Annotated in this window: 17 protein-coding genes and 1 pseudogene; 11 read left to right on the plus strand and 7 right to left on the minus strand. The window is 42.6% G+C overall.

What is annotated here, in order from left to right:
• Positions 1–333: 333 nt before the first annotated feature.
• On the minus strand, positions 334–2244 hold the full coding sequence (ilvD, locus tag ACT3RN_RS01765; protein ID WP_192992595.1) for a dihydroxy-acid dehydratase: 1911 nt from the start codon (positions 2242–2244) through the stop codon (positions 334–336).
• A 180-nt stretch (positions 2245–2424) separates the two neighbouring features.
• The gene (locus ACT3RN_RS01770; protein WP_226945175.1) at positions 2425–3186 is read right to left on the minus strand and encodes a hypothetical protein; all 762 of its coding nucleotides are present in this window, start codon (positions 3184–3186) and stop codon (positions 2425–2427) included.
• Positions 3187–3747: 561 nt separating this feature from the next.
• Between ACT3RN_RS01770 and ACT3RN_RS01775 the strand changes: the two genes are divergently transcribed.
• From ACT3RN_RS01775 to truC, 6 genes are all read left to right on the plus strand, one after another.
• Complete coding sequence (locus ACT3RN_RS01775; RefSeq protein ID WP_192518772.1) at positions 3748–4191, plus strand: HIT family protein; 444 nt, start codon at positions 3748–3750, stop codon at positions 4189–4191.
• 454 nt (positions 4192–4645) lie between these two features.
• The gene (locus tag ACT3RN_RS01780) at positions 4646–6691 is read left to right on the plus strand and encodes a BCCT family transporter (protein ID WP_192520468.1); all 2046 of its coding nucleotides are present in this window, start codon (positions 4646–4648) and stop codon (positions 6689–6691) included.
• Between the two features lie 120 nt (positions 6692–6811).
• A complete protein-coding gene (gene dusB / locus ACT3RN_RS01785; protein ID WP_192520469.1) occupies positions 6812–7843 on the plus strand; it encodes a tRNA dihydrouridine synthase DusB in 1032 nt (343 codons plus the stop codon).
• A 184-nt stretch (positions 7844–8027) separates the two neighbouring features.
• Positions 8028–8915: an SDR family NAD(P)-dependent oxidoreductase gene (locus tag ACT3RN_RS01790; RefSeq protein ID WP_192520470.1), complete on the plus strand. Its 888-nt coding sequence runs from the start codon at positions 8028–8030 to the stop codon at positions 8913–8915.
• A 184-nt stretch (positions 8916–9099) separates the two neighbouring features.
• Entirely contained in the window at positions 9100–9465 is a 366-nt protein-coding gene (locus ACT3RN_RS01795) for a glutaredoxin domain-containing protein (RefSeq protein WP_192520471.1), read from the plus strand.
• A 95-nt stretch (positions 9466–9560) separates the two neighbouring features.
• Complete coding sequence (gene truC / locus ACT3RN_RS01800; protein WP_225739302.1) at positions 9561–10349, plus strand: tRNA pseudouridine(65) synthase TruC; 789 nt, start codon at positions 9561–9563, stop codon at positions 10347–10349.
• Positions 10350–10418: 69 nt separating this feature from the next.
• On the opposite strand, the gene ACT3RN_RS01805 is transcribed toward truC, so the two are convergent.
• On the minus strand, positions 10419–10841 hold the full coding sequence (locus ACT3RN_RS01805) for a tetratricopeptide repeat protein (RefSeq protein WP_442074763.1): 423 nt from the start codon (positions 10839–10841) through the stop codon (positions 10419–10421).
• Positions 10842–11106: 265 nt separating this feature from the next.
• Here ACT3RN_RS01805 and ACT3RN_RS01810 point away from each other — a divergent pair, with 265 nt between their 5' ends.
• Positions 11107–12048: a lantibiotic ABC transporter permease gene (locus ACT3RN_RS01810; protein WP_192992666.1), complete on the plus strand. Its 942-nt coding sequence runs from the start codon at positions 11107–11109 to the stop codon at positions 12046–12048.
• A gap of 312 nt (positions 12049–12360) precedes the next feature.
• Positions 12361–13109, plus strand: a pseudogene (locus tag ACT3RN_RS01815) (IS5 family transposase).
• Positions 13110–13118: 9 nt separating this feature from the next.
• Here ACT3RN_RS01815 and ACT3RN_RS01820 read toward each other — a convergent pair.
• The 4 genes from ACT3RN_RS01820 to lipB form a co-directional block, all read right to left on the minus strand.
• On the minus strand, positions 13119–13682 hold the full coding sequence (locus tag ACT3RN_RS01820; protein WP_192992501.1) for a peptide chain release factor family protein: 564 nt from the start codon (positions 13680–13682) through the stop codon (positions 13119–13121).
• A gap of 146 nt (positions 13683–13828) precedes the next feature.
• Positions 13829–14296: a hypothetical protein gene (locus ACT3RN_RS01825; protein WP_192992502.1), complete on the minus strand. Its 468-nt coding sequence runs from the start codon at positions 14294–14296 to the stop codon at positions 13829–13831.
• A gap of 176 nt (positions 14297–14472) precedes the next feature.
• A complete protein-coding gene (locus tag ACT3RN_RS01830) occupies positions 14473–15003 on the minus strand; it encodes an inorganic diphosphatase (RefSeq protein WP_192518741.1) in 531 nt (176 codons plus the stop codon).
• A 198-nt stretch (positions 15004–15201) separates the two neighbouring features.
• Positions 15202–16011, minus strand: coding sequence for a lipoyl(octanoyl) transferase LipB (lipB, locus tag ACT3RN_RS01835; RefSeq protein WP_192518740.1), 810 nt, complete (start codon positions 16009–16011; stop codon positions 15202–15204).
• Between the two features lie 592 nt (positions 16012–16603).
• On the opposite strand from lipB, the gene ACT3RN_RS01840 reads away from it, so the two are divergent.
• The 3 genes from ACT3RN_RS01840 to ACT3RN_RS01850 all read left to right on the plus strand — a co-directional run bounded on the left by ACT3RN_RS01840 (position 16604) and on the right by ACT3RN_RS01850 (position 21102).
• Positions 16604–18088: a coniferyl aldehyde dehydrogenase gene (locus ACT3RN_RS01840; protein ID WP_192518739.1), complete on the plus strand. Its 1485-nt coding sequence runs from the start codon at positions 16604–16606 to the stop codon at positions 18086–18088.
• Positions 18089–18155: 67 nt separating this feature from the next.
• On the plus strand, positions 18156–20096 hold the full coding sequence (locus tag ACT3RN_RS01845) for a glycine betaine ABC transporter substrate-binding protein (RefSeq protein ID WP_192518738.1): 1941 nt from the start codon (positions 18156–18158) through the stop codon (positions 20094–20096).
• A gap of 124 nt (positions 20097–20220) precedes the next feature.
• Entirely contained in the window at positions 20221–21102 is an 882-nt protein-coding gene (locus ACT3RN_RS01850) for an ATP-binding cassette domain-containing protein (RefSeq protein WP_192518737.1), read from the plus strand.
• The last annotated feature ends 399 nt before the right edge of the window (positions 21103–21501 follow it).

Raw genomic sequence — 21501 nt, forward strand, 5'->3', positions numbered from 1 at the left:
ATAAAAAAGCGACACCACAGACTAATAAGAATAAATTATAGTTTTCGATCATAAGAGTCACGCACGAGAGTCAGTTGATTGTTATTTTTTTATAAAAGAAAGCCCACTATCGAGCCATACTGAGGATCGATGACTAATGACTTGTCGGTCTGTCTTTTATCATGACAACAAAACATGATGGTTTCCGCAAAAAATAGTTATCAAACGACGGTCTACGTTGTTTTTTAGTGAAAAAAAGCCTGCACAATATAGGCAGGCTTTTTATAATTTCAATATTTGTGACTCTTAAAACAAACAGAGTTTTAAAGTCTGAGCTGTTTCTGTACTTAGTGTTTAGCGCTCTACTTGGCTTACGTCACGTATTGCACCAGTATCGGCACTGGTAGTCATGGCTGCATAAGCACGTAATGCAGGAGTAACGTAACGCTCACGGCTTACAGGTTTCCAAGCATCACGACCACGAGCTTCCATAGCTTCACGGCGTTCTGCCAAAGCTTCATCGCTCACTTGGATGTTGATAGTACGGTTAGGAATGTCAATATGAATGGTATCACCTTCTTCTACCAGACCAATCGCACCACCTTCAGCAGCTTCAGGGCTGGCATGACCAATAGATAGGCCAGATGTACCGCCAGAGAAACGCCCATCAGTCAGTAGCGCACATTTTTTACCCAAACCTTTTGACTTCAGGTAAGTTGTTGGATAAAGCATCTCTTGCATACCTGGGCCACCTTTAGGGCCTTCGTAACGAATGATTACTACATCACCGGCAACGATTTGGTCATCCAAGATAGCTGCAACGGCATCATCTTGCGATTCAAATAGACGCGCGCGGCCAGTAAATACCAAAATACTGTCATCAACGCCAGCTGTTTTTACCACACAGCCACGCTCAGCAATGTTGCCATACAGTACTGCTAAGCCGCCATCTTGTGAATAAGCATGAGTAACGCTACGGATACAGCCTGATTCGCGATTAACATCGAGATTAGACCATTCTTTGGATTGTGAAAAGGCTTGTGTCGTACGAATACCACCAGGTGCAGCAACATATAGTGCTCGCGCTTCAGCATTGTCTGGATTCATGATATCCCATGTGTCGATGGCTTCTTTCATCGTTGCACTATGGATAGTTGGGAGGTCAGTGGTTAGTAAGCCTGCACGGTCAAGCTCAGCAAGCAATGCCATTACGCCACCAGCTCGGTGCACATCTTCCATATGATATTTCTGTGAAGCAGGTGCGACTTTAGAGAGGCAAGGCACGCCGCGGCTTAGACGATCGATATCGGCCATTTTAAAATCAACTTCCGCTTCATTGGCCGCTGCTAGCAAATGCAAGATAGTATTGGTTGATCCACCCATCGCGATATCTAAGCTCATGGCATTTTCAAAAGCCGCTTTGGTCGCGATAGAGCGTGGTAGCACTGAGTCATCATCTTGCTCATAACGGCGTTTGGCCAAAGAGACAATCGTACGACCAGCCTTTAAGAACAATTCACGGCGCATCGCATGAGTTGCTAGTAATGAGCCATTACCTGGCAATGATAGCCCTAATGCTTCGGTCAAACAGTTCATTGAGTTGGCAGTAAACATACCAGAGCAAGAGCCACAAGTGGGGCAGGCTGAGCTTTCGATGGCCAAGACATCTTCGTCACTGATATTATCGTCAGCAGCATCCATCATCGCATCGACTAAATCAAGCTTACGAATCGCATTACCTTTATTGTCAGTGGTATGTGTACCGTTGCCACCATCGTTATTGTGGCTTTGTGCGACAGTACTGGCAATGACTTTACCGGCTTCCATAGGTCCGCCAGAGACGAACACAACAGGAATGTTTAAGCGCATCGCTGCCATTAACATGCCTGGGGTGATTTTATCGCAGTTAGAAATACAGACTAAAGCATCTGCGCAGTGAGCATTGACCATGTACTCGACAGAATCGGCAATTAAGTCACGACTTGGTAGCGAATACAGCATACCGCTATGGCCCATCGCAATACCATCATCGACAGCAATAGTATTGAATTCTTTGGCCACGCCACCTGCCTGCTCAATCTCACGTGCGACCAGTTGACCTAAGTCTTTTAAATGCACGTGACCTGGTACGAACTGGGTAAATGAGTTGGCAATAGCAATAATAGGTTTGCCAAAGTCGCCATCAGTCATGCCAGTTGCACGCCATAGTGCGCGTGCACCTGCCATATTACGACCACCGGTAGAGGTTTTTGAGCGATAATCCATGTGATATTCCTTACAAATAGGCTAGGTTCGTTAAAATGTGCAGCATCAGCCGTGATGTCAATAGTGTGCTTTTTATACGGTTTGAGGACTAGTGAATAATACTAGGTCGCTACCATACCATTAGCTATGAATAGCTGAAAATAATTCGCTGCTTGTGATAAAAAATAGGACGGATAAGTACTACTCCAAACGTTCTAATATGGCTGTTTCAAACCAAGGTAGCTCGGCTTTATCTTTGTCCAGTTTGGCGATAATCGCTAAAGCATGAGTGGCCGGTAAAAGCTGATAGTCTGTACTGGTCTCAATCGTTAATATCGATTCCGTGCCATTGTGTTGTTCGTCGATACTAATTAAGGGTTGACGGTTGTTTTTATAGAGTACATCTATACGGCCAAAAAACTGCCAATCTTTAAATGCGGTAGTGAGCGCGTCTGTTGCCTCTTTAGTATAAATTTGCTGTGCGTCTTTGCCCGTATTGGTCCAATGCAGCCGTACAGCCAATTGCAATGTTTCACTGAATACGACCAGTGAGCCGACGACCTTTACCTGCCAAGGGTTAGCAAGCAGTGTGGCATCAATCCCGATGAGCTTAGCAGCTGCTTGAGCCGTCATCGGTGTGTTAAATTGCGCTAATAGAGCAGGTGTCAGTGGATGTGTTTGTTTGATACTGTCTTCTAAGCTGTCATAATGATACAGAAAAGGTAGCGGTAAATCTTGAGTGACGGTTTTTTTGCTGATTTTACAGTTATGAATTCGCCATGCAATGGTTTTGTCAGTCAGTACGTCTGCTAAAATAATACTGTTTGGCGCAAGCATTTGAGTCGCATTCTGCGTGCTTGTTTGTTCAGTATTACTAGCAGATATCATATCATCGGATGTGGTCGTTGATAGTGTGGTATCAAGATGTACATTAGCGTAATTGTTATTTGATTGAGAGGTCAAAGTAGGCGAGTCCATAAACATGGTGTTATTAAAATAGAGGGTTAATATAACATTTTAAGGGCATGGCTCGCCAATAAATTGCTTAATTGTTAACGTAATTTACTGGTATTATTTTTTATAGTGAGCATGGTAGTAACTTGTGCTTAGCCTATATTTCGTCCACTATATTACGCACGCTTCAATCTGTTTTAAACAATAAACAGGGCGTGTTGAACATTCAAATGTGGTGCTGGCAGTGACTATTTTTTAGACAATATGCAGTGAAATTTTTGATACCTAGTCATTCTAGGTTAAACAATTTCGCCATGTATTGGCAAAAAAGAGTACTGCCCTCCACTCGAGCATAGCTCTCGCCTTGCAAACGGGCAAAGCAGTGCTTTGCTGGATCCGTTCTCAAGGCTGATGCTAAAATCACCCCAAACGTCGTTACAAGCCTAGTTAAGGTCTCGACATTATCGTCGGCTTGCGCCTAGTTTGGTGCAATTTTAGCGATCAGCAGCCCTAATATTTGAATGTTCAACACGCCCTAGTAACGACAACATTACATTGAAAGGAATAATAATGACTGATATTAATCAACAAGCCACAGCGTACGATGACAACAATATTTTTGCCAAAATGCTAACCAGTGATATTCCGTGTCATAAAGTGTATGAGGATGATAAAACCCTAGCCTTTATGGATATCATGCCGCAAGCGGAAGGTCATGTATTGGTAATACCGAAACAAAAAGCTGTTGATTTGGCCGACCTTGAACCAGAGTATGCAGCTGCTGTTTTGATGACATCTCAAAAAGTCATGCAGGCGCAGCGCCAAGTGTTTGCGCGTGAAGGAATTATTCAAATGCAGCTAAATGGTGCGCAAGCAGGGCAAACAGTGTTCCATTATCATGTACATCTTATTCCTACCAATATCCATGAGCTAGGTCATCATGCTGCTGTAATGGCCGATCATGAGCAGTTGGCCAAACTTGCCCAACAACTAGCTTCTGCTATTACTGGTTAGTATTTAATACACCATATTCGTTATTAGTTGCTTTTAATAGCGATTATCAGCCCGGTATGAAAAAGGTCGCCTGCAAGCGGCCTTTTTTGTTATTTGGTAATAGTCAGGTAACAAATGTTAAAATAATGTTACATCTTAGGTCGAATATTAGGGTCATCACGATAAATATGCTACATATAACCGCATGTTGTTCCATTGTTATTTTAATAAACGTCAAAAATATTTTTTATACCTATATTGCAGGCGTTGTTTATTAATAAGCCATTATTTGCGTATTTGCTATTTATGATAATAAGCAGTTTTTTCTAGTTTTAGTGATTCTATTTGATGACTCGCTTTAACGGCTATCTTTAACGATTGTTATCTTAATAACGGAAACTCCTATCGTCTTAGGTCTCTTGTTAGAGACTGATTTTAAATAATAATTGAAAACCTATTTTGTGAGATCACTTTTATGAAAGATAAAACTGCTCGATCCACTATTTTACTGCCCGTATTTTTGCCAGCTGCTATCGTCATGATTTTATTGGTTGTTGGTACTGCCATTAACCCAGAAGCTGCAGGTGAGTTATTTAGTTCTGTACTAACCTTTACGACCGAGACTTTTGGTTGGTTTTACATGTTGGCGGTTGCCATATTTTTACTGTTTATCATTGTGTTGGCATTTTCATCATATGGCAATATCAAGCTTGGACCAGACCATGGAGAGGCTGAATATAAGTTTCTAGAATGGTTTGCCATGCTGTTTTCAGCAGGTTACGGTATTGCTTTACTATTTTATGGGGTAGCAGAACCGGTTATTCATTTTGCCAGCCCACCTTTATCTACGCCCGAAACCATTCATGCAGCGAAAGAGGCGATGCAAATTGCTTATTTTCATTGGGGCTTTCACATTTGGGCTATTTATGGTGTGGTAGGGTTGTCGCTTGCGTATTTCGCGTTTCGTCATGGACTACCCTTGTCTATGCGTTCCACATTGTATCCATTAATTGGTGAAAAAATTCATGGGCCGATTGGTCATACGGTTGATGTATTCGCTATTTTGGGTACGTTGTTTGGTATCGCCACCAGCTTAGGTTTGTCAGTATCGCAAATTAATGCCGGTCTTAACTATCTGCTACCCGATATTGTTCCAGTTAATACCACAGTACAGGTGATAGCCATTGCTGTCATTACAGCGGCTGCCTTAGTATCGGTGCTAGCAGGTATGGATAAAGGTGTTAAGCGGCTGTCGATACTCAATATGGTACTGGCCACATCACTGATGGTCTTTGTATTTATTGTTGGCCCTACCATTTTTATTTTAAATGCCTTTATGGAAAATACGGGCAGTTATCTGGGCAATATTGTTGAGCGTACCTTTAGTTTACAAGCTTACGAGAGTAGTGACTGGATCGGTAGTTGGACGCTGTTTATCTTTGCATGGACGATTGCTTGGGCTCCGTTTGTTGGGCTATTTATTGCCAAAATCAGCCGTGGTCGTACTATTCGTGAGTTTGTGCTAGGCGTTATGCTGGTACCTACCTTTTTCACATTCTTTTGGTTTGCTGTGTTCGGTGATACGGCTCTACATATGATTATGATGGATGGCTATACTTCGCTTATTAGTGAGGTACAAAACAACCAAGCCATCGCTTTGTTTAAATTATTTGAAAACTTGCCATTTACTCAGTTTGTGTCGTCGCTGACGATATTGCTCATCATCACGTTTTTTGTGACTTCATCAGATTCAGGATCATTGGTTATTGATTCACTCGCTGCTGGTGGCCGTAGCGATACACCATGGTGGCAGCGTACTTTTTGGGTAGTGACAGAAGGTGCTGTAGCGGCAGTGTTACTATTGGCAGGCGGTCTGACAGCATTGCAAACTGCTGCTATTGTCAGTGCGTTGCCTTTCGCTGTTATCATATTGATTTCTATCTTTGGTATGTGGCGTGCGTTACGGATTGAAGGTCATCGCGATCAAAGCTTAGATAACGACAACCGATTACCACCACATCTACTTAAGCCGTCAGCATGGCGTGACCGTATTGATTATATTACTGAGCAGCCAACTCGTGACAAGGTATTGATGTATATCAAAAATGTGGTTATGCCGTCGATGGTAGAAGTATCAGAAAAGTTTGCAGAAACGGGTTGGATTACTGATGTTAACTATGATGCGATAAACAACCGTGCCGTACTAGAATTACATCGTGGCGATGATGTCGAGTTTTGGTATGAGGTACGTCTATCTGAGCACGAAGCGCCTGATTATACCGAAGCGACTGCAGGAGAATTGCCACAAGAGCATCATCACCGTGCTGAGGTATATTTACGCCGCGGGGGTCAAACCTATGATTTGTATGGTTATAAAACAGAATCGGTTATCAATGACATCATAGATCAGTTTGAAAAGTATCTGCATTTCTTAAATGTATCGCCTGACAGTTTACCGTGGCGCATGCAAGAACACGATGAAGATATTACTTTAGAGCAGGGTAGTGTGTTTGATAAGTAATACGCTCAATGATGATAAATTAGTGTTTATTGATGCAAGTTATTCACGTGAATAGCTTGCAATACGCGTACGAACCCTTAGAATAACGGCTTGTTTTCCTCGTAAATCAAGCCGTTTTTTATGTCTATAGATTTTCCTATTCCACTCTCGTCTTTGCCAGTATCTGAGCATCCATTATTACAGCCGTTAAATATTGGTGGTCTTACGATTGAAAACCGTTTGATGGTTGCCCCTATGGCAGGCGTGACTGACAACCCATTTCGTAAATTGTGCAAATCATTTGGCGCAGGTCATGCGGTGAGCGAGATGATCATCGCCGATACCGCGCTATACGCTCGCAAAAAATCATTATACCGTGCCAATTTTGATGGTGAGATTGCCCCTATTTCAGCGCAAATAGCAGGAGCCGAGCCAGATAAGTTGGCGGAAGCGGCGCGTTATCAGATTGATAATGGCGCGCAAATAATCGATATCAATATGGGCTGCCCTGCCAAAAAAGTATGCCGCAAGCTGGCAGGATCTGCATTATTACAAGATGAAGACTTAGTCGCCTGTCTGTTAGATGCTGCTGTGAATGCGGTGGATGCACCAGTCACTCTGAAGACGCGACTGGGTTATGAAAATGGCCGCGAAAATATTTTACGAGTGGCCAAGCGGGCAGAGCAAGCCGGTATTGCTGCTATCGCTATACACGGGCGTACGCGAGAGGATATGTATACCGGAGAGGCGCGCTACGATCTGATACGTGAAGTCAAAGAAAGCATCAGTATCCCAGTCATTGCTAACGGTGATATCCATAGCCCGACAAAAGCACAGCGTGTGTACGAGCTGACTGGCTGTGATGCCGTTATGATTGGCCGCGCCGCTCAAGGTCAGCCATGGTTATTTCGTGATATCGGACATTTCTTACGGACTGGTGAGCATCTTGATGCGCCCGGTATCAGTGAAATAAAAGAAATTGTATTAACACATTTGCAAGAGTTATATGCCTTTTATGGTGAATACTCTGGCTGCCGCATCGCGCGCAAACATATCGCTTGGTATACGACAGGTATTCCAAAATCCAACGCTTTTAGGCAAGCCATGTATAGCGAAGAAAGTACTGCAGGGCAGTTTCAGGCCGTTGAAGATTTTTTAAAAGCCCATGAATGAATCACCAAAATTTTAAATCAGACAACCATGCCTTTATTGGCTTTTGAAATTCTAAAGCCCTCACCCTATCTGAATAAGACCGTAGTTTTATTATTCACTTTACCTTAATTCACTTTATCTTATGTTTTCTTGTTATTCTATAATCGAACGATCATAGGAATGGGACAAACAAAAAGGAATTTTTATGGCCAATCCATCAAAGACAGCAATCACTAGCGTTGTTAAAGACAAAATCATTATTATTACTGGTGCCTCAAGTGGTATCGGTGAGCGTACCGCCTTTTTGCTTAGTGAGTGCGGTGCACATGTTATTTTATTGGCACGTACCGAAGACAAGCTAAAAATGGTCAAAGATAAAATAGAAAGATTGGGGGGTAAGGCAAACTACTATGCGTGTGACCTCACTGATATGGTTGCCATTGAGGCTACAAGTCAAAAAATCCTAGCTGACTTTAAGCATATCGACATATTGGTAAATAATGCAGGTCGTTCGATTCGACGTTCAGTCCATGAGTCAGTCAATCGTTTTCATGATTTTGAGCGTACCATGGAAATCAATTATTTTGGGGCCGTCAAAATTATTTTAGGGTTTTTACCAACGATGATTGGACGTCAAACGGGTCAAATTGTCAATATTTCATCGATTGGTGTGTTGGCCAATAGCCCAAGATTTGCCGCTTATGTGGCTTCCAAATCTGCATTGGATGCTTTTAGCCGTTGTTTAGCAGCGGAAGTGAAAGGTGACAATATTAAAGTCACCAATATCTTTATGCCATTGGTTCGTACACCTATGATTGCTCCAACCAAGCTATATCGCTATATGCCAGCGTTGATGCCTGATGAAGCAGCAATGATGGTTGCAAGAGCTATCGTCGACAAGCCCAATAGTATTGCCAGTAACATGGGCAAGTTTGCCTCGGCCAGTTATTCTTTGATGCCTTCATTTAATGTGAGTATTCAGTCCATTGGTTATCGTATATTTCCTAGCTCGACTGCTGCTCGAACGAGGGATAGAAAACCCAACCTGGCACAGCGTATTTTTGCAAAAATACTCCCTGGTGAGCATCACTGACGTTGAGAGATATATGCTTTGAAATGAAGTAAAAATAGTTGGTAGGGTGCTTTTTTGATGTTTTAAAAAGTATGAGTGCTAAAGTGTGTATACCTGAGAAGCATTAACAATCACACAAATATAAATTGATGATTGACTCTCAAAGGGTCAAAAAAACCAAATAATATAATTTGAAGAGGTAAGGATGTTAGTTAAATTACTACGAGAAGGTCTAGGGCGAATTATCGCTGGTATAAGTGTCATGACGCAAGGTAAAGCCATGACTCGCACTGAGGAAGAGCAAGCTTTAGTTAATCAGGCTGGTGAAGGATTGTCTTTATATCAATTTCAATCTTGTCCTTTTTGCGTCAAAGTCCGCCGTCAAATTCACAAGTTGAATGTGCCTGTTGAGCTACGAGATGCAAAAAATAATGAGCAATTTCGCAATGAGCTTGCTGAAAACGGTGGACGGATAAAAGTGCCTTGTTTACGTATTCAAGAAAACGATGATGTCCAATGGATGTATGAATCTAATGATATCAATGCTTATTTGCAACAGCGTTTTGGCTAGGGCGTTCCTCCATTTTAAAAATGAGGACAGACCCTAGATTCTGTTAAAAGTTAGCACAACTTATACGATGAAACGGCTTCATTAAGACCTAAAGTATGGGCACTGAAAACATGAATATCGAAAACACGGGCTCCGAAAGTGATATCGTCAATCAAATAGAAATCATCTATGAAGATGAGCATCTGGTGGCGATTAATAAAGAAGCTGGGCTACTGGTGCATCGCAGCTGGCTGGATAGAGGCGAGACGCGCTTTGCCCTACAACTCACTCGTGATGCGGTGGGTTGTCATGTGTTTCCGGTGCATAGGTTGGATAGGCCTACATCGGGCGTGTTGTTGTTTGCCAAGAGCTCAGCTGTGGCACGTAGTCTGACCGAGGCGTTTACTGCACACCAAGTGACCAAGCAGTATTTAGCTGTGGTGCGCGGCTTTATGTCAGAGCAGGGTAGCGTTGATTATGCGTTGAGCTTTAAGCCCGATGCCATCGCTGATAAGTTTGCCAACTTGGACAAACCTGCTCAAGAAGCGGTTACCCACTGGCAGAGTTTGGCACAAATTGAGCTACCATTTGCGGTATCAAAAAAACACGCCACTAGCCGCTATAGTCTTATGCGTTTGACTCCTGAGACTGGACGTAAGCATCAGCTGCGTCGACATATGAGGCATTTATTCCATCACATTGTGGGTGATACCAGTCACGGTGATATACGTCATACGCGGTTTTTTCGTACTCAATATGACTGTACGCGCATGCTGCTACATGCTCAGACTTTAGCGCTCAGCCATCCGGTCACTGGCGAGCCGTTATTGCTAAAAGCGGGATTAGACGATCAATGGATGCGTATCCTGGAAGAGTTTGGTTGGGTCAATAGTATTGAGGATTGAGCAGCATAAAGTTGAGAGGTTATTTTCAATAACCTCTTTATCTTTTTTTCTGAAAAGCTCTAAGGCTTTCTATTTTGCATTTAATTGTTGAAACTTATTACAACCAACTTGAAGACCGTTATTACAAGATTTACCAAACCATTCTTTAGCAGTAGCATTATTCTGACGAACACCTTCGCCTTGATCGTACATCAGCCCAAGCATATATTGAGCATCAGCATCAGCATCAGCATCAGCATCAGCATCAGCATCGCCTTGGTTGGCTACTTTTTGATACCACTTAGCCGCTTTACTGTAATCTTGACGCACGCCTTGGCCGTTGTAATAAGCCAAGCCAAGGCTATATTGAGCCTTAGCATCAGCTTGATCAGCCAAATATTGGGTTTGGTTAAAATCAGCAGCCAGTGCCGACACGGATAATATCGCTGCTGTTAAAAAGAGGGTTGTCTTGCTGGTGAGCGAGGTATGCAGAAGGATCATGGTGAGTCTCAAGAAAGTTTCTTTAGAATATACATTTGTACGTTATCGCTATAATAGCAGATATATCGTCGAGCGTTCGGGCTGGCATCTTTTTAGGGTGTGTTCTCAATTTACATGAGGTTTATCTGATTGGGCCAAAAAAGTAGCAAACCGTCACAGTGGTATGATTAGGTAATTAAAATACTAAAGTAGTATCATGTGGGGATTATTTGCATAATGGATGGTAAAAAAGGGGAGTCATACCTTTTTATATGAATGTTTTTTATTAGGAAAGATCATGCTTCTTCGGTTTATTGCGCGTCATGGCACATTAATTATGCCCGTTTGCGCAATTTTTGGCTTTGTTTTTCCAGACGTATCCAATGTGGTATTGATATATTTACCTCAAATGCTGTTTTTCTTAATGTTTTTTACTTTACTCGGCATCGATCAATATGCACTGTTAAAGCGTATAGCGACAAGCTATGTGTGGGTTTTTGCTTTGTTACAAAGCGGAGGTATAAGTCTGGCTTTAATACTAATTGCCTATGCGCTTGGTGTGCGTGGCGATTGGCTGTTGGCGATTGCAGGGCTTGGTGCTACTGCCCCGTTATTTGGTAGTGGTGCATTGGTCAATGCGGTGGGGTTTGATGCACAGCTGGCGACGGCAAAAACTATCGCTGCTACGCTCATCATGCCATGTACATTATTAGGCGTATTGTGGCTATTGGGCGATAAAAATGCGCACATAGACATTGGCACTTATGTCAATCGTTTGTTGATTTATATTGTTATGCCAATAGTATTAGCTTTTGGGGTGCGTCGGTTCGTTTCACCTGCTGTTTTGTCGCGTTACTATCCCAAAATTGGGCAGTTTAATATTTTACTGCTGATGTTGTTTCCACTTGGACTGATGGCAGGGTTTCGTACCACCTTTGATCATAATCCGTGGCAAGCATTGTTGTTACTGGTGCTAAGTTTTGTATTGGCATTGGTGTTTTATTTTACGGCTTACATAATATATCGGCGTTTTGGCTATGAAAACGCCATCATCGCTGCGTTGGTGTGCGGTGGACGCAATGTATTGCTTGCTTACACCATAACGGCACCTTTTATGGGTGCGGTGTTTTTACCGTTACTGGGTGCTTTTCAATTACCAGCATTTTGCTTACCCTTACTGGGTAAATATATGGCAAAACGCCATACAACTCGATCTATAGGTTTAAAGTCAAGTTCATGAATCGCTTCGACTATTAACAGATGAGTTATCGTTTAGAGGATTTATATTTTGGGCATACCTATGGCGAACCAATCAAGTGCTTTTACTGGTTTGACACTCTAGTGAGGACTCGAACTGTAGGCTGTAGGTTAGTAGTATCAATAGGTTGAATTGTTCTGATAATCGTAGTGTACTTCAAGTGATACTTGTCGTGTAGATTGATGATGTATAATTATTGAATACTAAAGTGTTCTAGGGCGTGTCATCAATTAGCAGAGATATTTTAAAATAAGCTATACTAATTCTATATATAGCAAACTGAGCTCAACTATTATGACAAGACGACATGCCCTACGTGATGACCAATGGGAGAGAATTAAAGACATTCTACCTGGTAAACCAAGTGACGTTGGTGTTACTGCAAAGGATAACCGCTTGTTCGTAGAAGCGGTTCTGTACCGTTACAAGACCGGCATACCTTGGCGTGACCTACCTGAACGCTTTGGCGACTTCAGAGTGATTCATACTCGTTTTAGTCGCTGGTCAAAAAAAGGCGTATGGGAGCAGGTTTTTAATCAACTCTCTGAACAATCCGATGACGAATATGCCATGCTAGATGCCACGATTGTTAAAGCCCACCAGCACAGTGCTGGAAAAAAAGGGATCAAGCCATTGGACGCAGCAAAGGTGGACTGACCACTAAAATACATACTCGTACAGATGCATTAGGCAATCCTACTGGCTTTTATCTGACGGGTGGCGCAGCTCATGACCTGTGTGGCTCAGATGAACTGCTTGATGTCAGTATTAGCCAAACTTGGCTTGCCGATAGAGCTTACGATGCTGATGCCCGTGTTATTGAACCGATTAAAGCAGTACAAGGCCATGCAGTCATACCTTCAAAGTGTCATCGGCTGCAGCCAAGAGACTTGGACGAAGAGCTCTATAAAGCAAGGCATCTAATTGAAAACTTCTTTGCCAAGATCAAACAGTACCGTGCGATTGCCACTCGTTATGATAAGTTAGCCAGTCATTTCCTTAGTGCCATTCATCTGGTCTCTTGCGTGGTTTGGCTTAATTGATGACACGCCCTAATACCAAATAGCCTCCTTAGGTAAATATTTATAAAACTGTATTCTAGAATACAGATACTGACCTGCTATTTCTGTATTGCCAATCTGACTTCTATGATCGTTAGCAATGACACTAAACCCAGTTTTTTTATGCGCCATGATGACCTCTATTCGTCTATAACCTGCAAATCTTGAAGTAGTTACTCCAACATTAGGAAATTGGATGAATTTTTGAGTAGTCTGGCTATTACCTAGACCTAAACCATCTTTGTAATCTGTTGAGGACTGCGGAGTCAATAAGATATGACAGTCATCAGGGCGGTTTTTAATGAGTAATAGGCATCGTTCTTGAATGAAATCAAAAAGTAATTTATAAGCATCATGTTCACTGTGTTTGAGTAAAGTAGCTAGATGGACGAAAGTGTACCCTTTACCTTGGTAAGTTTCTGAATATACCCCTGACCATGTTAATCCTCTTGTGTCTTCGTAGAAGTTCATCAGCATTTTAACCATGCTATTTACCCATTCTAAGCAAGTATCACTTTGATGCTCGGTGTAAATCTCTATATAGGTATCTGGCATTTAAAACCCTTATGAAGTTATAGTTAGCGTAGAGTATACCCTAAGGGAGCCAGCTATTTCGCCCCTCAAATGGATTAGCAGACCACTTAAAACAGACCGCCATAATGGAACTACTTAAATTAGCTCTGGTTACTCGGTACGGAATTCTAACCAAACACTTGCCACAGTATCCAAAACAGTCCTGCCATAATGACAGCAATAACCAACAACCGTTTTGTCCAATAAGGTAGTAGTGGTTTTTTACATCCTAAATCATTTAGTTTGCCGTCTACGCCATCCTGTAGGTTTTTGAATGATTTACCTTTTTTATTGGCTTTGAGACGGTTTTTCACCAATTTATCAGATTCATCTTCGGTTTCGGGCTCTCTATCAAAGCTGATAGCTTGATGAGGTATGCCTTGCTTACTGGCGATAGTATTGAGTTTTTGCTGCTGTTTTACCTTTAGCTGCGTCTCATAGGCATCAATCCGTACCTTGGCTTCATCCATACTGATGTTTTCATCTTCAGCCAGTGTTTTGATGGCCATGACTATATTGTTTTTTTCGATCATCATAATGACCGCTTTTGGCAGTTTTGAGTTGACTGACTTTGCGCTAGGGTCGGGGTTAAACATGATTGTCCTTATTGCAACGTAAAAATTTAAAGATGATGTCTTGTTTATTATAACGGCTTTATAAACAGGGTCTGTTGAACATTTAAATATTCAAGCAAAAAAATACCGCAATCAAAATGATGATTGCGGTATTTTAGTATCTATCTGTATCAGCATTTCTGCCAATCTTTGATAAATTATAGATCTTTCCAGCGTTGGATAGACTTTTTAATCACTTCTTTCGCTTCTGCAACATCGTCCCAAGATTCAACCACAGTGCTACCTGGTTTTTTCAGGTCTTTGTAATGGCTGAAGTGGTACTCTAACTGGTTGATTAGCTGTTTTGGTAAATCAGCTAGGCTGTTGTAAGCGTTGCCTGTGTCACGGTCGTCAGCAGGTACGACGACGATTTTGTCATCTACTTCACCATCATCGACGAACTTCATCACACCGATTACTTTGGCTTTTAAGAAAATGCCAGTTGGTAATGGTTGCTCAGTAAGCAATAACACATCTAGCTCATCGCCATCTTCGTCAAGTGTTTGTGGGATAAAGCCATAGTTACAAGGCTTGGCAAAAATCTGTGGATCAATACGATCAAGCTCAAATACTGCTAGCTCGCGATTCCATTCGATTTTGTGACTGCTACCAGCTGGAATTTCTACTACTACGTTGATGATGCCGTTATCTACGTCGCCTGCGTCTAGAATTTTATTAAAATCAGCCATAAACTGCTCCAGTTTTCTTTTGTTTTGAATCTTTGAATAATATATAAGGGTTTGACTGCGCTATTATCATATAATCGCTGCGCCAATTGTACCGACAGCGATTATAGCAAGTTTGCTACAAATTTTCTCAAAATGCTTAAGTCTAAGCGGGCAAGATATTATGCAAAAAAAGATTATGCAAAAATGGACTCAAAGCATTTATTTTGGTGCGATCGCTCGTAACTCAATAATACCGGCATGACGCTTAGCAATATTATCAATCAATTTTTGTGTGACCTGTTCGTAGCTAAGTGATGGTGCAGCGTTTTCAGTCATATTGACGAAATCTGATAAGCGCAGCATTTGCATGCCAGCATAACCGCAAGGGTTAATCGCATTAAACGCCGCCAAGTCGCAATTGACGTTTAACGCGATACCATGATAACTAAAACCGTGCTTAATCTTAAAACCGAGTGATGCTATTTTCCCGAGCATGATTTTATCATCAACAGGTGTATCGTTGGTTTGCGTATCGGTATTACTATCTGGTGCAGAAGTATCCGCATATAAATAAACCCCAGGGGCGTCACGGCGTGCATGAGCGCTGATATTTTCACTCTTCGAGGCATCAGACTCTTGTAAGCACTCATTGATCACATCTTCGATGGCTTGTTCGGCATGAGACACTAAATGGCGCACACTCCAGCCCAAGCTGTGCAAATCAAACAACCAATAAACAACCAATTGTCCATGACCGTGCCAAGTGACTTGACCGCCACGATCTGTCTTGATGATAGGGGTGTCAGTACGTTGCAGTATGTGCTCTTCTTTACCTGCCTGCCCAAGAGTATAAACATCATTATGATCGACAATCCATAGCTCGTCAGGCGTCCGTAAGTCTTGTTCTTTTTTTAACGCAATGCGCTCAAGCGTGCGTTGTAACATCGCATCATGAGTCGGGTTATAGTCGGCTGTTGATAGGTATTTAGTGACAAGCGTTTCGTTGAGCGGTTGTGTGGTGTTTTCCATGAGAGTGGCAGTCTTATTGTTGTCTGATCTTTAGATATACATTATTAAGGTTTTGCAGGTGTTAATTTCTGGCATTAAGTGTAGCAGTTTTTGAGATTGGCACCCAAAGTTATATTTTGTGTCTGTGTAAACGATGCTTGTGTAAGTAATGTCTGTGCAAGCTGCCTCTCTATAAGTTGAGGCTTTATAATTTAGGTTTCTATAAATTGGGATTCTCTAACTTGAAAATCTATAAATTGTACCTGTGTAGAGTTTATAAATAACTGTGACGAGTAAAGGAGAGACATAAGCTAGGATGTGTCATATTACTTTTTTACGAACGTAGGAGTTACTGGAATCTGCTGTTCATTCGCTGTTCACTACGCTACATTAAAAGATAGTGAATTAGGGCGTGTCCTCATTTTAAAAATGGTGATAAAAATGAGATAAATTGCAGTCAAACAAGGAAAATAGCGCAGATAATATCGAGATATTAGTCAGCTATTTGACGCCGTTTGGCAAGATTTAGCCATTTTTAACCCATTTAGATAACTATCGATTGAATTGAGGACATGCCCTAGAATGATGCCAATACATATAACAAGGAAGAACAATGACAGGTAATAATAAAAAGGCTAGCGAGCCGACCTCAGTAGATATCAGTCCAGTAACACAAGACGCGTCTGAAGTGCTCAGTACTGCTCACACTATCGATGAGATGCAATCGCAGTTTGCACACTTGCAAGCACTTAGCCGGACGCAGCCAATAAATGATTGGGCAACACGCGAGACTCAGTTAGACAACTTAGAGGTCATGCTTAGCGATAACCAAATTGGTTTTACGGAAGCGATTAACGCAGACTTCGGCTATCGTAGCGAATCTGAGACGCAGTTTGCCGAGTTGTTCCCGAGCTTTACGGGTATTAGCCATGCCAAAAAACATGGCAAAAAATGGATGAAAACGCAGCGTGCGCCTATCTCAGCCTTGTATATGCCTGCACATAATGAGATCCAGCCGCAGCCATTAGGCGTGGTCGGTATCATGGTGCCTTGGAATTACCCGCTATTTTTGGCAGTAGGGCCGTTGATTGATGCATTAACGGCAGGTAATCGGGTGATGATTAAGATGAGTGAGGCAGCACCGCAATTTGCTCAAGCGTTTGCTGATGCAATCGCTCGCTATTTTTCGCCAGATATGGTTTGTGTGGTACTCGGCAAAGTTGATATTGCCGCGGCATTCAGCTCGCTACCCTTTGATCACCTGCTATATACTGGTTCTACAACAGTCGGCAAAAAAGTCATGGCAGCCGCTGCGCCTAACTTGACACCAGTCACGCTTGAGCTTGGTGGTAAGTCACCAGTAATGGTATTAGACGGTGCCAATTTAGAGACAGTGGTGAATCGTGTGATGATGGGTAAGACCTTAAACGCTGGTCAAACTTGTATTGCCCCTGATTATGTACTGATTCAGCGCAAGTATCATGAGCAGTTTATCAGTCTGGCAAAAGAGTGGATGGAAAAGCATTATCCTAATATCGAAAACAACCCAGATTATTCACGTATGATTAATGTCCAGCAGTTTAAACGCGTTAAAGACTACCTAGATGCATTATCAGGTGATGAGATACGTCAGCTGACTGCTGTTGAAGCCAATATCGAAACGCGTTTAATGCCGCCAATCATTGTGAGTGAACCTGCTCCTGATAGTGCAGTCATGCAAAATGAAATTTTTGCACCGATTTTGCCATTGATGCATTATGAGACGCTTGACGAGGCGATTCATTTTGTTAACGCGCGTCCACGTCCTTTGGCGCTGTATGTCTTTGGTGATAACCATAGAGGCATAGAAAAAGTACGTAATAATACGGTTTCAGGTGGTCTGTGTATTAATGAGGTTTTGATACACGTGGCTCAGCATGATTTACCGTTTGGTGGTGTTGGCGATTCTGGTACAGGTGCTTACCATGGCAAAGCAGGATTTGAGCGTTTAAGCCACATGAAGCCGGTGTTTGTACAATCTAAGTTGAATGGTCTGAATCTGTTGTTGCCGCCTTATGGTGGATTGTTTAAGAAGGCTATGGCAGTGTTTTTAAAGTAGCATTTTAAAGTAGCGTTCGTTAAGCTCTATAGATATAACACCGTATCAATTATTAATAGGACACCCCATGCGCCAATGGATTGCGTTAAGCCTACTCTGTATGAGTGCACTATTACTGCCTATATCGGCGTCAGCAGCTTGCGAGTCACCGATAAAATTTGGCGCGATTACATGGGAGAGCGGTCAGTTCACCTCTGGAGTGCTCAAGTATATTGCTGAAGAGGGTTATGGTTGTACCATCGAAGAAGTGCCAGGAGCAGGCCCCGCGCTTGAAACGGCGCTGTCACAGAATGACATTCAAGTCATTGGAGAGCAGTGGGTTGGACGATCTCCAATCATGGAACAAGCCATCGAACAAAATAAGGTGGCGGTCATCGGCGATACGCTCAAGGGCGGCGCAACCCAAGGTTGGTATGTCCCTAGCTACGTATTAGAAGAAAACCCAGGCCTACGCAGCTATCAAGATTTGCCTAAATACACTGAGCTGTTTACAGATCCTGAAAACCCTAGTAAGTCGCGTTTTATGAATTGTCCTTCTGGTTGGACGTGCGAAATCTTCAATACCCGTTTACTTAAGAACACGGGTTTAGACAATACCTTTAACAACGCCCACCCCGGAACAGGAGCCGCGCTTGATGCTGAGATTTCTTCTGCTTTTGAGCAGCATAAACCACTGTTATTCTACTATTGGCAGCCTACGGGGCTGATGGCAAAATACGACTTTGCGCCATTGGCGTTTCCTGCTCATAATGACGCCTGTTGGCAAGACTTGTTACGAGCAGATGGTACGATGGATTGTGTCACTGGGTTCCCTGTTTCTCCTTTAGGTATCGCGGTATCTACACCTTTTATTGAGTCTAATCCTGAACTGGCAGATGTCTTCAAAAAAATACAGTTTACCTCTGATGAGCTCAATGGCGCTATCTTAGAGATGAGCGAAAGTAAACGTAGCGGAGATGAGCAAGCATTGGTATTTTTGCGTGAGAACCCAAAGGTTTGGCAAGCGTGGCTATCTGATAAAGCTGCCACCAATCTTGCGGCCAAGTTAGGTATCAGCTTAACAGGTGCTCCTATCGACAGTACGGCTGTTACTAATAACATCACCAATGGTAATCAACATGGTCTCGCATCAAGTTTCCCCTCATGGTCACTGGAGACGCCGCTCAATAATACACTAGCAAGTGTGGTTCAAAATTACGGTGACGTCTTTCGCAGCATCAGTACGATGGCATTAACCTATTTATTGCTACCGATTGAGCGTCTATTAACGGTCATTCCACCATGGCTGATTATTGCACTTGTTACGGTGTTGGGCTGGTTTGGTGTGCGTAAGGTTTGGTTTGCGCTGGCATGTGGCGCAGGGTTGTTTCTCATTGGTGCTTTTGGACTATGGGGCGCGTTGATTGATACTTTTGCCTTGCTCATCGTATCAGTATTGGTCACAGTAGTGATTGGAATTCCTATTGGTATTGCGATGGCAGGCAGTCAGCTGCTGCGTAAGGTGGTTACACCGATACTAGATGTGATGCAGACCATGCCAAGCTTTGTCTACCTCATACCAGTGCTCATGCTATTTGGCATTGGTAAAGTGCCTGCATTGTTTGCCACCATTATTTATGCATTGCCGCCATTGATTCGTCTGACGACATTAGGCATTACGCAGGTCAAGCATGAGATGGTCGAGGCGGGACGCTCATTTGGTAGCACGCACTTGCAGCTACTCATTTGGATTAAGTTACCACAAGCACTGCCTAGTATCATGGCGGGTGTCAACCAAGCAGTCATGATGTCGCTATCCATGGTGGTGCTCGCTTCTATGATCGGCGCGCCGGGTCTTGGCGAAGATGTGTTGCAATCTATTCAAACCCTTAATATTGGTCAAGGCCTACAAGCAGGTATGGCTATTGTCATTGTTGCTATTATTATTGACCGTATTACTCAGGCATTTGGTCAAGGCAAGCGCGCCCGTCAAAAAACGATTGACGCGAGCAGACGCTCGATTGGTTAATGACTTGGTCGACTATAAAAAACTAAGCTGAAAAAGAAAGTAAGCTGACATTTGAATATGAATATTTGAATGGACTAACAATGAAGACACGCCTTAATAAAAAATACAAATAGCGAGAACGGCAATGAATCACATCCAGCTAGAAAATATCAGCAAAATCTATAATGCTAATACAACGCAAGCAAAGTCTGTGATGGCATTATTGGCTAAAGGTATGGACAGTGTTGCGGTTAAGGAGCAGACGGGCTATTCGGTTGGGCTGTATGATATTAATTTAAGCGTTAAAGCGGGCGAGCTGCATTGTATTATGGGGCTGTCAGGATCTGGTAAGTCAACATTGATACGACATATCAATCGCTTGATTGACCCAACCAGTGGCAAGATATGGGTTGATACGAGTATTGATGCGCAGACTACTATCACAGATGATGTGATCGCAGCTACTCCAAAGTCATCGGCTGCTATCAATGTATTAGCGCTGAATGATAAGGAGCTACAACATTATCGTCAGCAAACCGTTAGTATGGTCTTTCAGCACTTTGGCCTAGTGCCACACATGACAGTCATGCAAAACGTCGCGTATGGTTTACGTGTGCGAAAAATGAGCACCAAAGAGCGCCACGAAGTTGCACGATATTGGCTAAATGAAGTAGGACTTCCTAATCTAGAGCATAGCTATCCGGATGAGTTGTCAGGAGGGATGCAGCAGCGTGTGGGTCTAGCACGTGCTCTGGCAACTGACAATCCAATCTTACTGATGGATGAGGCGTTCTCTGCGCTTGATCCACTCATCCGTGCTCAATTGCAAGACCAGCTGCTTGAATTACAAGAGCGGCTGCATAAGACCATTGTCTTTATCACTCATGACATAGATGAAGCGGTCAAGGTGGGACAGCGTATCAGCATATTGAATGGTGGACGTTTAGTGCAAACAGGCACACCCAGTGATTTACGCAACAACCCAGCGGATGATTATGTTGCACAGTTCATGCACGCGAACGCATAAAGCGTGTTGAATAGTTACTGATAGATGGGCGTGATATTTTTATAGAAGATATGAGTAGGGCGTGTTGAACATTCAAATGTGGTGCTGGCAGTGACTATTTTTTAGACAATATGTAGTGAAATTTTTGATGCCTAGTCATTCTAGGTTAAACAATTTCGCTATATATTGGCAAAAAAGAGTACTGCCCCGAAGGGCTGATGCTAAAATCACCCCAAACGTTGTTGCAAACCTAGCTAAGGTCTCGACATTATCGGCGGCTTACGCCTAGTTTAGTGCAATTTTAGCGATCAGCAGCCCTAATATTTGAATGTTCAACACGCCCTAATCGTAGTAATTATGCTGCCATTAATCGTGAACTCTGAAATAAACCGTAAACTTCGTTATACTTAACGGCTTATT

Source organism: Psychrobacter sp. AOP5-GZ1-6 (assembly GCF_052376345.1).
Lineage (GTDB): Bacteria > Pseudomonadota > Gammaproteobacteria > Pseudomonadales > Moraxellaceae > Psychrobacter.

Coding starts and splice junctions, on each gene's coding strand:
- ACT3RN_RS01840 (WP_192518739.1), top strand. CDS start 16,604: ATGACAGGTAATAATAAAAAGGCTAGCGAGCCGACCTCAGTAGATATC.
- truC (WP_225739302.1), top strand. CDS start 9,561: ATGGGCACTGAAAACATGAATATCGAAAACACGGGCTCCGAAAGTGAT.
- ACT3RN_RS01820 (WP_192992501.1), bottom strand. CDS start 13,682: ATGCCAGATACCTATATAGAGATTTACACCGAGCATCAAAGTGATACT.
- lipB (WP_192518740.1), bottom strand. CDS start 16,011: ATGGAAAACACCACACAACCGCTCAACGAAACGCTTGTCACTAAATAC.
- ilvD (WP_192992595.1), bottom strand. CDS start 2,244: ATGGATTATCGCTCAAAAACCTCTACCGGTGGTCGTAATATGGCAGGT.
- ACT3RN_RS01850 (WP_192518737.1), top strand. CDS start 20,221: ATGAATCACATCCAGCTAGAAAATATCAGCAAAATCTATAATGCTAAT.
- dusB (WP_192520469.1), top strand. CDS start 6,812: ATGTCTATAGATTTTCCTATTCCACTCTCGTCTTTGCCAGTATCTGAG.
- ACT3RN_RS01810 (WP_192992666.1), top strand. CDS start 11,107: ATGCTTCTTCGGTTTATTGCGCGTCATGGCACATTAATTATGCCCGTT.
- ACT3RN_RS01775 (WP_192518772.1), top strand. CDS start 3,748: ATGACTGATATTAATCAACAAGCCACAGCGTACGATGACAACAATATT.
- ACT3RN_RS01825 (WP_192992502.1), bottom strand. CDS start 14,296: ATGTTTAACCCCGACCCTAGCGCAAAGTCAGTCAACTCAAAACTGCCA.
- ACT3RN_RS01780 (WP_192520468.1), top strand. CDS start 4,646: ATGAAAGATAAAACTGCTCGATCCACTATTTTACTGCCCGTATTTTTG.
- ACT3RN_RS01845 (WP_192518738.1), top strand. CDS start 18,156: ATGCGCCAATGGATTGCGTTAAGCCTACTCTGTATGAGTGCACTATTA.
- ACT3RN_RS01795 (WP_192520471.1), top strand. CDS start 9,100: ATGTTAGTTAAATTACTACGAGAAGGTCTAGGGCGAATTATCGCTGGT.
- ACT3RN_RS01790 (WP_192520470.1), top strand. CDS start 8,028: ATGGCCAATCCATCAAAGACAGCAATCACTAGCGTTGTTAAAGACAAA.
- ACT3RN_RS01830 (WP_192518741.1), bottom strand. CDS start 15,003: ATGGCTGATTTTAATAAAATTCTAGACGCAGGCGACGTAGATAACGGC.